This window comes from Stenotrophomonas sp. INTA L402-1, assembly GCF_059295135.1.
In genome coordinates this window covers 1-14,598 of record NZ_JCAFWP010000010.1, presented here as the reverse complement: position 1 = coordinate 14,598, position 14,598 = coordinate 1, and the positions used below count along the sequence as shown (strand labels likewise).

Below are 14,598 nucleotides of genomic sequence, written 5' to 3'. Positions count from 1 at the left end.
GCGACGGTGACCCCAGCTTAGGAGGCGTAAGTGTCTGTATTCCGTGATAAACAGGGAGGCGAAAGGGGGGCGGCGATCACGCTTTCACTTTCCTTGCCGGAACCGTGCATGGCCCGGATCGCCAGTTGGGTGGCGTTCGTTCAGATTGTGGCCGGATCGGCGATAATGGGGGCCATGAGCGTGAATCTGAAAACCCCGCAGGAAATCGAGATGATGCGAATCGCCGGCCGCATGGCCAGCGAAGTGCTCGACATCGTCACCCCCCACGTCAAGCCCGGTGTCACCACCGAGGAACTGGACCGCATCTGCCACGACCACATCGTGAACGTGCAGGGCGCCGTTCCGGCCAACGTCGGCTACCGCGGCTTCCCGAAGACCGTGTGCACCTCGGTCAACAACGTCATCTGCCATGGCATCCCCAGCGAAGGGAAGGTGCTCAAGGATGGCGACATCATCAACATCGACGTCACCGTCATCAAGGATGGCTGGCACGGCGACACCAGCCGCATGTACTTCGTCGGCACCCCGTCGGTGATGGCCCGCCGCCTGGTGGAAACCACCTACGAAGCCATGTGGCGCGGCATCCGCGCGGTGCGTCCGGGCGCGACCCTGGGCGACATTGGCCATGCCATCCAGAGCTATGCCGAAGGCGAGCGTTTCAGCGTGGTGCGCGAGTACTGCGGCCACGGCATCGGCAAGGTCTACCACGATGAGCCGCAGGTGGTGCATTACGGCCGCCCGGGCCAGGGCCTGGTGCTGCAGCCTGGCATGACCTTCACCATCGAGCCGATGATCAACGAGGGCACCCGCTACAACAAGGTGCTGCCGGATGGCTGGACCGTGGTGACCAAGGACCGCAAGCTGTCGGCACAGTGGGAGCACATGATCGCGGTCACCGAGACCGGCGTGGACGTGCTGACCCTGTCGCCGGGCGAGTCGCAGGTCTCCTGAGGATGCTGCCGGCGAGTTCGCTGCTGGACACGCCGGCCGCGTCGCTCAACGACCCGGACTGGGCTGCTGCCGCGCGCCAGGCGCTGCAGCAGGCCGACGCGCGTCTGTACCGCCGCTTCGACCAGGGCGACAACATCGAGCGCCTGCTGGCGCTGCGGGCGCGCGCTGCCGACCATCTGATCCGCCTGGCCTGGCAGCGCTGCCTGCCGGCCGACAGCGGGCTGTCGCTGTTCGCGGTCGGCGGCTATGGCCGCGGTGAACTGTTTCCGCGTTCGGACATCGACCTGCTGGTGTTCGGCGATCCGCCGGCACAGCTGGCCCATGAGGCGGCGCTGGCGCGCCTGTTCGCGCTGCTGTGGGACTGCGGATTGGCCGTCAGCCATGCGGTGCGTTCTGCATCGCAGTGCCGCGAGGCGGCAGCGGACCAGACCGTGCTGACCGCGCTGATCGAGGCGCGCCCGATCCTGGCCGATGATGTGGCGCGCCGCGCGCTGCGCGAGGCCGTCGACGATCGTGAACTGTGGCCGGCGCGCACCTTCTTCCTGGCCAAGCTGGAAGAGCTGCGCAACCGACACCAGCGCTTCGGCGACACCGCCGACAACCTGGAGCCGGATCTGAAGGATGGCCCCGGTGGGCTGCGCGATCTCAACACGCTGGGCTGGATGGCACTGCGTGCGTTCGGCGTGCGTGACCTGGAGGCGCTGGTCGGGCTCGGCCATCTGGGCGCTGACGAAGCCGCAGCGCTGAAGCGCGAACGTGCGGTGCTGGCGCGGCTGCGCTTTGGCCTGCATCTGGTCGCGCGTCGCCCGGAAGAGCGCCTGCGTTTCGACTACCAGAAGACCTTGGCGGCACGCCTGGGCTTTGAAGACGATGCCGAGAACCTCGGTGTCGAGAAGATGATGCAGGGCTTCTACCGCGCCGCGCTGGTCGTGCGCCGGATCAGCGACCGCCTGCTGCAGCGCTTCGAGGAACAGTTCGATGGCGAGGCGCAGCCGGAGCCGCTGACCGTGGGTTTTTCCCTGCGCCGTGGTTACCTGGCGGCCAACGAAGCCGACTGGCCGCGCGGCGACATCGGCCAGGTGTTCGCGCTGTTCGCCAGCTGGGCCAACAATCCGCAGGTGCGCGGCCTGCATTCGCTGACCGCGCGTGCGCTGGCCGAAGCGCTGCCACTGCTGCCGGCCTACGACCAGGCTGATGCCGATGCACGCGAGCAGTTCCTGGCGCTGCTGCGCGGCCAGCGCCCGGTCGATACGCTCTCGCGCATGGCGCGGCTGGGCGTGCTTGGCCAGTGGATTCCCGCGTTCGCCCAGGTCAGCGGGCGCATGCAGTTCGACCTGTTCCATGTCTACACCGTCGATCAGCACACGCTGATGGTCCTGCGCAACATCGGCCTGTTCGCCAGCAGTCGTGCCGACGAGCGCTTCTCGATCGCGCACGAAGTGTGGCCGCGCCTGCGCAAGCCCGAGCTGCTGCTGCTGGCCGGCCTGTTCCATGACATCGCCAAGGGCCGTGGCGGCGACCATTCGGAGCTGGGCGCGGTGGACGCGCGCGCGTTCTGCCAGGCGCATGCGCTGAGCACGTCCGACACCGAACTGGTGGCGTGGCTGGTCGAACAGCACCTGCGCATGTCGGTGACCGCGCAGAAGCAGGACATCGCCGATCCGGAGGTGATCCATCGCTTCGCCACCCTGGTCGGCAGCCGCGACCGCCTGGATTACCTGTACCTGCTGACCTGCGCCGACATCGCCGGCACCAGCCCCAAGCTGTGGAATGCATGGAAGGACCGCCTGCTGGCCGACCTGTACTTCGCCACCCGGCGCGCGCTGCGCGAGGGGCTGGAACACCCGGTGCCGGCGGCCGAGCGCGTGGCCGAAGCGCGTGACAGCGTGCGCGCGCTGGTGCGCGAGCGGGGTTACGACGATGCCACCATCGATCGCCAGTTCGCGGTGATGCCCGACGAAGGCTTCATCCGCCTGCGCCCGGAGCAGCTGGCCTGGCAGGCTGCCGCGCTGGTGCCGGTGAAGCAGGGCCAGGCGCTGGTGAAGGTACGCCGGATCAGTGTCGACGATCCCGCGCTGGAAGTCTTCGTGCATTCGCCGGACCGCGACGGGCTGTTCGCCGCGATCGTGATGACGCTGGACCGCAAGGGCTACGGCATCCACCGCGCACGCGTGCTGGACGGTCCGGCCGATACCATCTTCGATACCTTCGAAGTGAACCCGGCCGATACCTTCGCCGATGGCAGCAGTGCCAACCTGGAAGCGGCGCTGCGCGAGGCACTCAGTGGTGACCTGTCGCGCCTGCGGCCGTCACGCCGGGTGGTGCCACGGCAGCTGCGGCACTTCCGCTTCGCCCCGCGCATCGAATTCCGCGATGAGCCGGGCGCAACCCGTTTCGCCCTGGTCGCCCCCGACCGCCCCGGCCTGCTGGCCGATGTGGCGTTCGTGCTGCGCAATCAGGGCCTGCGCGTGCATGATGCGCGCATTGCCACGTTCGGCGAACGCGCCGAAGACACCTTCGTGATCAGTGACGAGCACGACCTCCCCCTGACTGAACCTGCCCGGCAGCAGCTGCATGACGCGATGCTGGCCTGCCTGGACCCTGATCGAAACGCCGGAGACCCCGCCTGATGGCCACCAAGCCCGCCAAGAAGACCGCCGCGACCCCCAAGAGCGCAGCGGCCCGGAAACCTGCTGCTGCCGCACCGGCCGCGAAGAAGACCCCAGCGCCGAAGAAGGCCGCTGCGGTGACGGCCCCGGCGAAGAAAGCGGCTGCGGTGAAGCGTGCTGTGAAGAAGCCGGCGCCGGCCAAGAGTGCCGAAGCGGTCCGCGCCGAAACCATCGCCCGCAAGTCGCTGCGCAAGCCGTCGGCCCCGGGCGTGGAAGAGCTGAAGTTCGGCATCGAGAGTGCCTTCGAGCGCCGCGCTACCTTGACCATGCACGAGCTGGAAGGCTCGACCAAGCCGCTGGTCAACCGCGTGATTGACGGCCTGGAGAGCGGTGAGTTCCGTGTTGCCGAGCCGGACGGTCAGGGTGGCTGGAAGGTCAACGAGTGGCTGAAGAAGGCCGTGCTGTTGTACTTCCGTGTCAATGACATGGCCGTGGTCGACGCCCGTCCGGCGCCGTTCTGGGACAAGGTCGAATCGCGCTTCGCCGGCTATGACGAAGCGAAGTTCCGCCGTGGCGGCGTGCGCGTGGTGCCGGGCGCGATCGCCCGCCGCGGTACCTACTTCGGCAAGGACGTGGTGCTGATGCCGAGCTTCACCAACATCGGCGCCTACGTCGGCGAAGGCACCATGGTCGATACCTGGGCCACCGTCGGTTCCTGTGCGCAGATCGGCCAGCACTGCCACCTGTCCGGCGGCGCCGGCATCGGCGGCGTGCTGGAACCGCTGCAGGCCAGCCCGACCATCATCGAGGACCACTGCTTCATTGGTGCGCGTTCGGAAGTGGTGGAAGGCGTGGTGGTCGGTCACCACAGCGTGATCGGCATGGGCGTGTTCCTCAGCCAGAGCACCCGCATCTACAACCGTGCCACCGGCGAGATCACCTACGGCTACATCCCGCCGTACAGCGTGGTGGTGTCCGGCTCGCTGCCGAGCAAGGACGGTACCCATTCGCTGTACTGCGCGGTGATCGTCAAGCAGGTTGATGCCAAGACCCGCAGCAAGACCAGCGTCAACGACCTGCTGCGCGGCCTGGCCGACTGAGGATGACGGCGCCGGAGGATCTGGCGCAGTCCGCGATCTACCAGCATCCGTCCGACACCCTGTTCGGGCGGATGCTGCCGCGCCTGCTGCATGCCCCGCGCTGGACCCGGCTGCGCCGCGCGCTGTCGCGGCGCTGGCCGATGCCGGCGCTGGTCAGCGATGTGCGCGACGTGGTCTACGTGAGCTGGTGGGTCGACGTGCGCCACGCGCCAATGCCACCACCAGGCCATCATTACGTGGTCCATGCCGGACGCACGCCTTACACCATCCTCAGCTACCGTCATGGCCACTTCGGGCCGGCGCTGGCCGGGCCGCTGCGCTCGCTGACGCCGTCTCCCAGGCAGAGCAACTGGCGCTGGTACCTGCGTCGCGACGACGCTCCGGACGGGGCGCCGGTGGTGCTGTTCGATCGCAACGTGATGGACCAGCTGGCCTTCATCGCCGGCGCGCGCGCTTTCAGCGATGCCATGCAGCCGCATCTGTCCACCGGCTTCGAGCATGTGGTGCGCACCGATGGCGATGGGCACACCCTGATCGAAGGTGGGCAGGGCAGTGCGCCGAGGTTGCACCTGCAGTGGCAGGCCGCTGCAGGCTGGGAGGATGTGGCGGCGTGGTCGGCGGCCTTCGGCGGCCACCAGGCCCTGCTGCGTTTCCTCACCTGCCAGGACGAGGCCATCGCCCGTACCTGCGACGGCCGCTGGGCCAGCACACGCATCGCGCTGCCGGTGGACATCGCGCAGCTGCAACCGTTGCAGCTGGAAGGCGAACAGCAGTGCCCGCGCCTGCAGGCGATGGGCGTGGCGCTGCACGAGGGGCTGGCCTTCCGGCTGCCAAGGGTACCGTTCCGGGTCGTGTCCGAGCGCCTGTTGTGAGATTCTGGCCCTCTGTTTTCCAGCATCACAGATGGCCATGAGCACCACTGTCTACGGTTTGAAGAACTGCGATACCTGCAAGAAGGCGACCAAGTGGCTGGACCGCTTCGGCGTGCCGTACACCTTCGTCGATTACCGCGAGAACAAGCCGAGCCCGGAAACACTGCTGGCGTGGGCTGGGCAGCTGGGGGGCCTGGCCGCGATGGTGAACAAGTCGTCCACCACCTGGCGGCAGCTGCCGGACAACCGCAAGGCCGCCGACTCCGAGGCCGAATGGAAGCTGCTGCTGCGTGAATACCCGCAGCTGATCAAGCGCCCGCTGGTGGTTACTGCCGATGGCACGGTCAGCCAGGGCTTCAGTGACAACGGTTTCAAGGCCCGCTTCGGCGTGGGTGACGCATGAGTGCGGTCCTCGACCTGACCTGCGAACTGATCGCACGGCCTTCGGTGACACCGGACGATGCCGGCTGCCAGGCACTGCTGGCGGCACGCCTGAAGCAGGCCGGATTCCAGTGCGATCACCTGCGCCTGGGCGAGGTCGACAACCTGTGGGCGACCCACGGCCAGGGCGCGCCGGTGCTGGTGCTGCTGGGCCACACTGACGTAGTGCCGACGGGCCCGCGCGAGGCCTGGGCCAGCGACCCGTTCACGCCGCAGATCCGTGACGGCGTGCTGTACGGCCGTGGCACCGCCGACATGAAGGGCAGCGTGGCGGCGTTCGTGGTCGCCGCCGAGCAGTTCGTCGCCGCACATCCCGATCACCCTGGCACGCTGGCGGTACTGCTGACCAGCGACGAGGAAGGCGACGCCATCGACGGCGTGCGCCACGTCGCACGATTGTTCGCCGAGCGTGGCCAGCGCATCGACTGGTGCATCACCGGTGAACCGTCGTCGACCGCGATCCTGGGTGACCTGCTGCGCGTGGGGCGTCGTGGCAGCCTGTCGGCCAAGCTGCGCGTGCAGGGCGTGCAGGGGCATGTGGCGTATCCGGAGAAAGCGCGCAACCCGATTCACCAGGCCGCTCCGGCCCTGGCCGAACTGAGCGCGCGGCGCTGGGATGACGGCTACGAGAGTTTCCCGCCGACCAGCCTGCAGGTCTCCAACATCCATGCCGGCACCGGTGCCAACAACGTGATTCCCGGCGAGCTGGAGGTGGATTTCAACATCCGCTACAACCCGCACTGGGATGCACCGAAGCTGGAGGCGGAGATCACCGCATTGCTGGGCCGCCATGGCCTGCAGTACACGCTGAAGTGGCACCGCAGCGGCGAGCCGTTCTACACCCCGGAAGGCACGCTGCGCGCCACCGCGCGTGCGGTGCTGGCCGAGCACATCGGCCGTGCGCCGGAAGAAAGCACCGGCGGCGGCACGTCAGATGCACGCTTCATCGCGCCACTGGGTGCGCAGTGCATCGAAGTGGGGCCGGTCAACGCCAGCATCCACCAGGTGGATGAGAACGTACGCGTGGACGATCTGGAAGCGTTGCCGGGGCTGTACCAGCGCCTGGTGGAACGGCTGCTGGCGTGAGGTTGGTGGGTGCCGACCGTTGGTCGGCACGCCTCCCGCCGGGCATGGCCCGGCGGCACTACTCTGAAAAAATGAAGAACGGCGGCTCGACCGCTTTCTTCCAGTAGCTTGGCGCGGCCATGTAGAAGTGTTGCGCCTCGGCTCTGGCGAACCAGCGCGCCGCCGCGTCGGTGTCTTTCTCCACACCCGGCGCACTGCGGCCCAGCAGCAGACCGGCGAAGTACTGGCCGAACACATTGCCCTTCTCACCGGCGCGCTGGTACAGCTGCAGCGCACGCGCCGGATCGCGCGGCAGTCCCATGCCTTTCTCCAGCAGCGCGCCCAGGTCGACCTGCGCTTCGGCGTCGCCGTGCTCGGCACGACGCTGGATCTGCGCCACCAGCGGATGCACGGTGTCACCCTGTGCGGCCACCGCATTCGGCAGTCGCGACGATGAACTCGGGTAGCGCTTGTAGATCATTCCGCGCAGGTCCCAGCGCAGCGCCTGCTGCGCGTCGCCTCGCTGGCGGTAGGCCTTGGCAAGCCCGTAGAACGCATAGGGATTGCCGTGGTTGGCAGCCGCCAGATACGCGCGTTCGCCACGTCGCCAGGACGCGCGCAGGACAGGTGCCGGGTTGATGTGGGGGCTGTCGGCATGCTGCAGCGTACCGGAGGTCCAGATCCGTCCCAGTGCTTCTTCCGCTTTGGTGTTGCGGAAGGTCCAGGGCGTGATCGCGGCAGCACGCTCGTAGTAGGTAACGGCGCGCGGATCGTTGAAACGTTCGAAGGTCTGCGCAGTGTCCCAGGCTCCGTCGAAGCTGCCGTCGGTGCCGCGTTGCTCCAGTGCCTGCTGCTGCGCCAGCGGCAACGTGGAGGGCGGAGGCAAGGTCTGGCAGGCGGCCAGGCCCAGGCAGAGCAGGGCGGCCAGCGCCGCGTTGCGTCCAGTGCGGTGTTGCATTTCCATTACACGTTCCAGGGCGGGCCATTATGCGCTTCGGGAGTGGTTGCCAACGCAACGGTTGCGCCGTGCCGGAAACCGCGGTAGGGTCGATGCCATGTCGATCCGCCTGGCCACCGCCGTCAATAACAACAACCGCAATAATCTGCGCGCGAATAATCGTGCGCGGCCGATGCGGGACTGCGCCCTGGGTAGATAGACAGCAACACACGCCCGGACACCAGAAAACCCGCATCAGCCGATGCGGGTTTTTTTGTGCCCGGGCGCAGCCCCACCCGGGCCTGGATGGCCGGTCGAACACCCTCCCACCCGTGAAAATCCCCCAACAGGAGCTCTCCCATGTGTTCGATCTTCGGAATCTTCGGCCTGCAGGCCGGTGACGATCTTCCCGCCCTGCGCCGCCATGCGCTGGAACTGTCGCAGCGCCAGCGCCACCGTGGCCCCGACTGGAGCGGCGTGTACCTCGACGAAGGTGCGCTGCTGGTCCATGAGCGGCTGGCCATCGTCGACCCGGCCGGTGGTTCGCAGCCGCTGCTGTCGGCCGATGGCCAGCTGGCGCTGGCGGTGAACGGCGAGATCTACAACCACCAGGCTTTGAAGGCGGCGCTGACCGCCGCCTACGACTTCCAGACCGGCTCGGACTGCGAGGTGATCAACGCGCTGTATCGCCAGGGCAGTTCGCCGGCGCAGTGGCTGGAACAGCTCAACGGCATCTTCGCCTTCGCGCTGTGGGACCGCGACAGCGGGCGCGTGCTGGTGGCGCGTGACCCGGTGGGCGTGGTGCCGCTGTACTGGGGCCACGATGCCCAGGGGCGCCTGCGGGTGGCCTCGGAAATGAAGGCGCTGGTCGATACCTGTGCCGACGTCGCACAGTTCCCGCCGGGTCACTACTTCGACAGTGCCAGCGGTGAGCTGGTGCGCTATTACCAGCAGCCGTGGCGCGACTACGCCGACGTGCAGGGCCGCCAGGCGGATCTGGCCGAGCTGCGCCAGGCCTTCGAGCATGCGGTGGAACGCCAGCTGATGAGCGATGTGCCGTACGGCGTGCTGTTGTCCGGTGGCCTGGACTCGTCACTGGTGGCGGCGGTGGCCGCACGCTATGCACGTCGCCGCATCGAGGATGGGGGGCAGACCGAAGCCTGGTGGCCGCGCCTGCACTCGTTTGCGATCGGCTTGAAGGGCTCGCCCGATCTGGCCGCCGCTGCGATCGCCGCCGAAGCGCTGGGCACCGTGCATCACGGTTTCGAGTACACCTTCGAGGAAGGCCTCGATGCGCTGCCGGAAGTGATCCGCCACATCGAGACCTACGACGTCACCACCATCCGCGCCTCGACGCCGATGTTCCTGCTGGCGCGGCGGATCAAGGCGATGGGGGTGAAGATGGTGCTCTCCGGCGAGGGCAGCGACGAGATCTTCGGTGGCTACCTGTACTTCCACAAGGCGCCGGATGCACGTGAATTCCACGACGAGCTGGTGCGCAAGCTGGACGCGCTGCACAACTACGACTGCCTGCGCGCCAACAAGTCGATGATGGCCTGGGGCGTGGAGCCGCGCGTGCCGTTCCTCGATCGTGAGTTCCTTGATGTGGCGATGCGCTTCGATGCCGCGCACAAGATGGTCGGCGCCGGCTTTGGCGGGCGTCGCATCGAAAAGGCGGTGCTGCGCGAGGCGTTCGACGGCTACCTGCCGGACAGCATCCTGTGGCGGCAGAAGGAACAGTTCAGCGATGGCGTTGGCTACGGCTGGATCGATGGGCTGAAGGCGCATGCCGAAGCACAGGTGAGCGACCGTGTACTGGCGGCGGCCGACAAGCGCTTCCCGCACAACCCGCCGCAGACCAAGGAGGCGTACTACTACCGCCACCTGTTCGAGCAGTTCTTCCCCAGCCGTGCTGCGGCGGAGACCGTGCCGGGCGGCAAGTCGATTGCCTGTTCGTCGCCGGCGGCCATTGCCTGGGACGCCAGCTTCGCCGCGGCGGCGGACCCCTCGGGCCGCGCGATCGCCGGCGTGCACGAGCAGGCACTGGCCTAAGCCCCCAAAAAGGGGACGGAGGGGATTAAGTCGTTTGTGCCACTAACGACTTAATCCCCTCCGTCCCCTTTTTGTATGATCGCCCCCTGCGCATTGGGGAATGTTCATGGACGTACAGGCAGGCGGCGACGTGCCGCCCACGAAATGGGGATGGCGTTATCTGGCCTGGGCCGGGGTGCCGTTGCTGGCTGGCGTACTGCTGGCGCGGTATGCCGGGCCGGCGGCGCCCGAGGCGGTTGCCCGCGCCACCGCCGCCGAAGGCAGCTGGGCGCAGCACCTTGCCTCACCGCTGGGCTTGTTCCTGCTGCAGCTGCTGGTGCTGCTGCTGGTGGCCAAGGGCGCGGGTGCGCTGCTCAAGCACTTTGGACAACCGGCGGTGATCGGTGAGATGGCCGCTGGCCTGATGATGGGGCCGCTGGTGCTCGGCAGCCTGCTGCCGCAGCTGCATGGTGCGTTGTTCCCGGCCAGCTCGCTGGGTCCGCTGGGCATGCTCAGCCAGCTGGGCGTGCTGATGTTCCTGCTGGTGGCCGGTGCCGAGCTGGACCTGGCTGCGCTGCGTGGCCGCCGGCGCTTCGCCTTCACGGTCAGTCATGCCGGCATCGCGGTGCCGTTCGTGCTCGGCGTGGCGCTGGCGATCTGGCTGTATCCGCAGCACGGTCCGCAGGGTGTGGGCTTTACTGCATTCGCATTGTTCGTCGGCATCTCCATGAGCATCACCGCGTTCCCCGTGTTGCTGCGCATCCTTGCCGATCGTGGGATCACACAGACGCCATTGGGCCAGACCGCGATCGCCTGCGCGGCATTGGGCGATGCCACCGCCTGGTGCCTGCTGGCCTTGATCGTCGCCGCCGCCCAGGCCAGCGGCTGGTTGCCGGCCAGCCTCAACCTGCTGTGCGTGGTCGTGTTCGTGGCGCTGATGCTGGGGCTGGTGAAGCCGTGGTTTGCCCGCCAGCAGATCGCGCCGGGCCGTGAGGGACGTTGGTTGCTGGGTATCCTGCTGCTGTCACTGGCGAGTGCGCTGGTCACCGAGATGCTGGGCATCCACGCGTTGTTCGGTGCATTCGCTGCGGGCGTCGCGGTATCGTCCAACGCGCAGCTGCGCGACCTGTTGATGGCCCGCGTCGAACCGTTCGCGGTGACCCTGCTGCTGCCGTTGTTCTTCGCCATGACCGGCCTGCGCATGCGCGCCGATGCGCTGCAGGCCAGCGATATCGTGTTGTGCGTGGTGGTGATCGCGGTGGCCACGACGGGCAAGCTGCTGGGCACCTTCAGTGCCGCGCGCAGTGCCGGCATGCCCACGCGCGAGGCATGGCGGCTGGGCGCATTGATGAACACCCGTGGCCTGATGGAGCTGATCGTGCTCAACCTGGGTTACGAGCTGGGCCTGCTCGGCGACCGCCTGTTCGCGGTGCTGGTGATCATGGCGTTGGTGACCACGGCGATGACCGGGCCGCTGCTGAACCTGATCGAGCGGCGCCGGGGCTGAGCGCTGGACGGTCGTGCCGGCCGCTGGCCGGCATCCTCATGATGCTGGACACACCTGCATGGATGCCGGCCAGCGGCCGGCACTACCGCTACCGCGCCGGTACCAGCGTCATCCTGTGCTGCGCCTTGCCGGGCAGGAACGGTGTCGGCCGCCCATGCACCCAGTCCTCGTGGCCGGCGCCCCAGTACGGCGACAGCGGATGGCCGCTCTGGCCGCCGGGCATATGCACGATGCCGTCGGCCTCATGTCCGGGCGAAACCACCATGCGTTCGGAGGCGCCGAAGTTCGGCGTCTGCACGCGCGGCATGTCACGGTCGCCGGGCAGCGGGTCGGCGCGCATGCACAGCCAGCGCTTGGCGATGTCCGGCAATGCACGCGCGATGGGATGGCAGAGCGCCGCGGTGTTGCGCTCTCCCCAGGTGCGCTGGGCCAGTGGGCCCTGCTTGGCCAGCTCGCTCTCGGTGCGGCGTGCGGCATCAAGCAGCAGCGCGTCCCAGCTGTCGTAGGCCGGTGGCAGCAGGTTGGCGGGGCGCTGCTGCAGCATCGGCCAGGCCACGCCTTCCAGTTGTGCCAGGCGCGGGTCCAGATAGTCATCGCCCAGCTGCGCGTTGGCCGGTGCCAGCAGTGCTTCGGACAGGGTATCCATCACCTGCGTGCGGAACGCGCGCACCACCCGGTAGCTGACCGAGCCAGCCGAGGCCCGGCCGCCCCATTGATGGCTGACCGCCTTCAAGCGCTTCAGTGCAGGGTCGTCACTGCGTTCGATGACGTCATGCAGCAACGCCCACCAGCGCTGCAGAAACACGGCGCGATCATCGAGCTGGATCGCCAGCAGGTCGTGTTCGTCGAAGCGGTCCTGGATGGCGAGCAGGTCGCGGATCTGCTGCGCACGCGCGCCGAGGTCATAGCCACCGTTGCCGACGCTGGCCAGTGCCTCGCCGTAGAGGACGCGTCCGTTGGCGGTCCACAGGCGATGGTTGGGGGGATCGATCAATGCCGGCGAGGCATCGCTGCGGATCGGCCACGGTGCGCAGTCCTGGTTGCTGGCGGCAGTGAAGCCGGCCGGCGCGCAGCCAGGGCCACGGTCCGGACGGGCACCGATCAAGCGCCAGGCAATGCGGCCGCTGCGGTCGCCGACCACCAGGTTCTGCGCGGGAATGCCGGCGCGGTCGGCGAAGTGCAGTGCACCGTCCAGGTCACCGGCGCGGGCCAGATCAGCGAAATCCAGGCGTACGGCGCCGGGCAGGTGTGCGACCCAGCGCAGGGCATCGCCACTGCCATCGGCATGGGTGTGCAGGATCGGCCCCCAGGCGGTTTCGCGTACCGGGAACAGCACGTCGGCCTGGCCGGCCACCGCAATGCGTTCTTCGTGCACGGTCACCGTGGCGTTGGCCGGTTCCGTGCGGTAGTCCGCCGTGTCGATGTAGCTGTTGGTGAAGCCCCAGGCGACGTGGCCATTGCTGCCGACGATCACCGCCGGCAGGCCAGGGAGCGAGAAGCCAGTGACGTCGACCTGGCCGCCGGCAGCCTGCGGGTCGGGGTAACGCAGGCGCACCCGGAACCACAGGCCAGGCGCGCGCAGGCCCAGGTGCATGTCGTCGGCGACGATGGCGCGGCCGTCCGCGGTGAGTGCGCCGGCCACCGCGAAGTTGTTGCTGCCGATGACGTCCGCCTCCTCCTGCTCGGTGCCCGTCTTTCCCTTCAATGTGCGCAGATCGAGCTGGCTGGCATCGGGCAGAATCGCATTGCCGGTGGCTTCGCCAAACAGCGGTGCATCCCATTCGGTGCCGTCGTGGGCAATCAGCGCGTACAGCGCCGGCGGCACCACCGCACGGATGCGGCTGAGGGCAAGCTCGGTCTGGTTGTTCGGGTCCTGCAGGTCGGCGTACATGGCCAGCCCGGCCAGCACGCTGTCGCTGGCCTGCCACGGTTGCGGTGACTGCCGCAGCAGCAGGTAGGCCCATGGCCGCACGGAGAGATCGGTAAGGCCTTCGTTGACGCCATCTACATAGGCGCGCACGACCGCGCCGTTGTCGCCCAGCGCGGTATCCAGATGCGCCTCGGTGCGGGCGCGCAGGCGGTGCACGCGCATGCGCTTGTCAGCTTCAATGGCCTTCGGCCCGAACAATGCCGACAGCTCGCCGGCGGCACTGCGGCGCATCAGGTCCATCTCGAAATAGCGTTCCTGCGCATGCACATGGCCGAGTGCGCGCATCGCGTCGGCCTGACTGCCGGCAGTGATGGTGACCACCCCCAGCGCATCGCGCTCGATGGTGACCGGCTTGGCCAGGCCCGGCAGCGCATGCTCGCCGTCCAGGTCGGCCAGGCTGCCGCGCAGCAGCAGCCACAGGGCCAGTGCGGTGACCAGCACGATGGCGACCAACACACCCAGCACCCAACGCCATGTACGTCGCATCGCACGTCCTTTCCGAACTCGTGGGCCGATTGTAGCCGCAGGCGCAACTGCGACTGATTCCGATTAGATCACCGTATTTTGAAATGCGGCACCCTATGCAACATCGATTCACAGGAGCCCCCCATGAAAGGCAACCCGGACGTCATCGCCTGCCTGAAGGAACTGCTGCGCGGCGAGCTTGCTGCCCGCGACCAGTACTTCATCCATTCCCGCCGCTACGAGGACCAGGGCCTGTTCGCGCTGTACGAACGCTTGAACCACGAGATGGAAGAGGAAACCCAGCACGCCGACGCGCTGCTGCGCCGCATCCTGTTCCTCGGCGGCGACCCGGACATGCGCCCGCATGCTACCGAGCCGGGCAAGACCGTGGAAGAGATGCTGCAGAAGGATCTCGACACTGAATACGCGGTTCGGAACAATCTCGCCGCCGGTATGAAGCTGTGCGAGGAGAAGGGCGACTACGTGAGCCGCGACATGCTGCTGGCGCAGCTGAAGGACACCGAGGAAGACCACGCCTGGTGGCTGGAGCAGCAGCTGGGCCTGATCAAGCGCATCGGCCTGGAGCTGTACCAGCTGAGCAAGATCGACGGCAACGGCGCCCCGGCGCACTGAGCCGGCGCCGCTTTCTGTAGAGCCGAGCCATGCTCGGCCTGTCTCTTATACACATCT

At 67.7% G+C, this 14,598-nt stretch carries 11 protein-coding genes; 9 read left to right on the top strand and 2 right to left on the bottom strand.

Annotated features, from left to right (window positions below; translation table 11 throughout):
* The first annotated feature begins 108 nt into the window (after positions 1 to 108).
* Genes map through dapE form a run of 6 tightly spaced genes read left to right on the top strand, consistent with a single transcriptional unit; the run spans position 109 to position 7,059 of the window.
* Positions 109 to 951 carry a type I methionyl aminopeptidase gene (gene map, locus AC5O77_RS08030; RefSeq protein WP_080355365.1) on the top strand — a complete coding sequence of 281 codons (843 nt, stop codon included), beginning with the start codon at positions 109 to 111 and terminating at the stop codon, positions 949 to 951.
* A gap of 20 nt (positions 952 to 971) precedes the next feature.
* Positions 972 to 3,581: a [protein-PII] uridylyltransferase gene (locus tag AC5O77_RS08025; RefSeq protein WP_478057913.1), complete on the top strand. Its 2,610-nt coding sequence runs from the start codon at positions 972 to 974 to the stop codon at positions 3,579 to 3,581.
* Positions 3,581 to 4,660, top strand: a complete 1,080-nt coding sequence (dapD, locus tag AC5O77_RS08020) for a 2,3,4,5-tetrahydropyridine-2,6-dicarboxylate N-succinyltransferase (protein ID WP_478057895.1) — start codon at positions 3,581 to 3,583, stop codon at positions 4,658 to 4,660. Before AC5O77_RS08025 ends, dapD begins: the two co-directional genes overlap by 1 nt.
* A 2-nt stretch (positions 4,661 to 4,662) precedes the next feature.
* Positions 4,663 to 5,532, top strand: a complete 870-nt coding sequence (locus tag AC5O77_RS08015; protein ID WP_478057896.1) for a hypothetical protein — start codon at positions 4,663 to 4,665, stop codon at positions 5,530 to 5,532.
* A gap of 31 nt (positions 5,533 to 5,563) precedes the next feature.
* Positions 5,564 to 5,935: an arsenate reductase gene (locus tag AC5O77_RS08010; protein WP_180838119.1), complete on the top strand. Its 372-nt coding sequence runs from the start codon at positions 5,564 to 5,566 to the stop codon at positions 5,933 to 5,935.
* Positions 5,932 to 7,059, top strand: a complete 1,128-nt coding sequence (gene dapE, locus AC5O77_RS08005) for a succinyl-diaminopimelate desuccinylase (protein ID WP_478057897.1) — start codon at positions 5,932 to 5,934, stop codon at positions 7,057 to 7,059. Before AC5O77_RS08010 ends, dapE begins: the two co-directional genes overlap by 4 nt.
* A gap of 58 nt (positions 7,060 to 7,117) precedes the next feature.
* Here dapE and AC5O77_RS08000 read toward each other — a convergent pair whose 3' ends face one another.
* Positions 7,118 to 7,996, bottom strand: a complete 879-nt coding sequence (locus AC5O77_RS08000; RefSeq protein WP_478057914.1) for a tetratricopeptide repeat protein — start codon at positions 7,994 to 7,996, stop codon at positions 7,118 to 7,120.
* A gap of 339 nt (positions 7,997 to 8,335) precedes the next feature.
* Between AC5O77_RS08000 and asnB the strand changes: the two genes are divergently transcribed.
* A complete protein-coding gene (gene asnB, locus AC5O77_RS07995; protein ID WP_478057898.1) occupies positions 8,336 to 10,027 on the top strand; it encodes an asparagine synthase B in 1,692 nt (563 codons plus the stop codon).
* A gap of 100 nt (positions 10,028 to 10,127) precedes the next feature.
* Positions 10,128 to 11,513 carry a cation:proton antiporter domain-containing protein gene (locus tag AC5O77_RS07990; protein ID WP_478057899.1) on the top strand — a complete coding sequence of 462 codons (1,386 nt, stop codon included), beginning with the start codon at positions 10,128 to 10,130 and terminating at the stop codon, positions 11,511 to 11,513.
* Between the two features lie 88 nt (positions 11,514 to 11,601).
* On the opposite strand, the gene AC5O77_RS07985 is transcribed toward AC5O77_RS07990, so the two are convergent.
* Positions 11,602 to 13,929, bottom strand: coding sequence for a penicillin acylase family protein (locus tag AC5O77_RS07985; protein WP_478057900.1), 2,328 nt, complete (start codon positions 13,927 to 13,929; stop codon positions 11,602 to 11,604).
* Between the two features lie 123 nt (positions 13,930 to 14,052).
* Between AC5O77_RS07985 and bfr the strand changes: the two genes are divergently transcribed.
* The gene (gene bfr / locus AC5O77_RS07980; protein WP_004151115.1) at positions 14,053 to 14,541 is read left to right on the top strand and encodes a bacterioferritin; all 489 of its coding nucleotides are present in this window, start codon (positions 14,053 to 14,055) and stop codon (positions 14,539 to 14,541) included.
* Positions 14,542 to 14,598 lie beyond the last annotated feature (57 nt).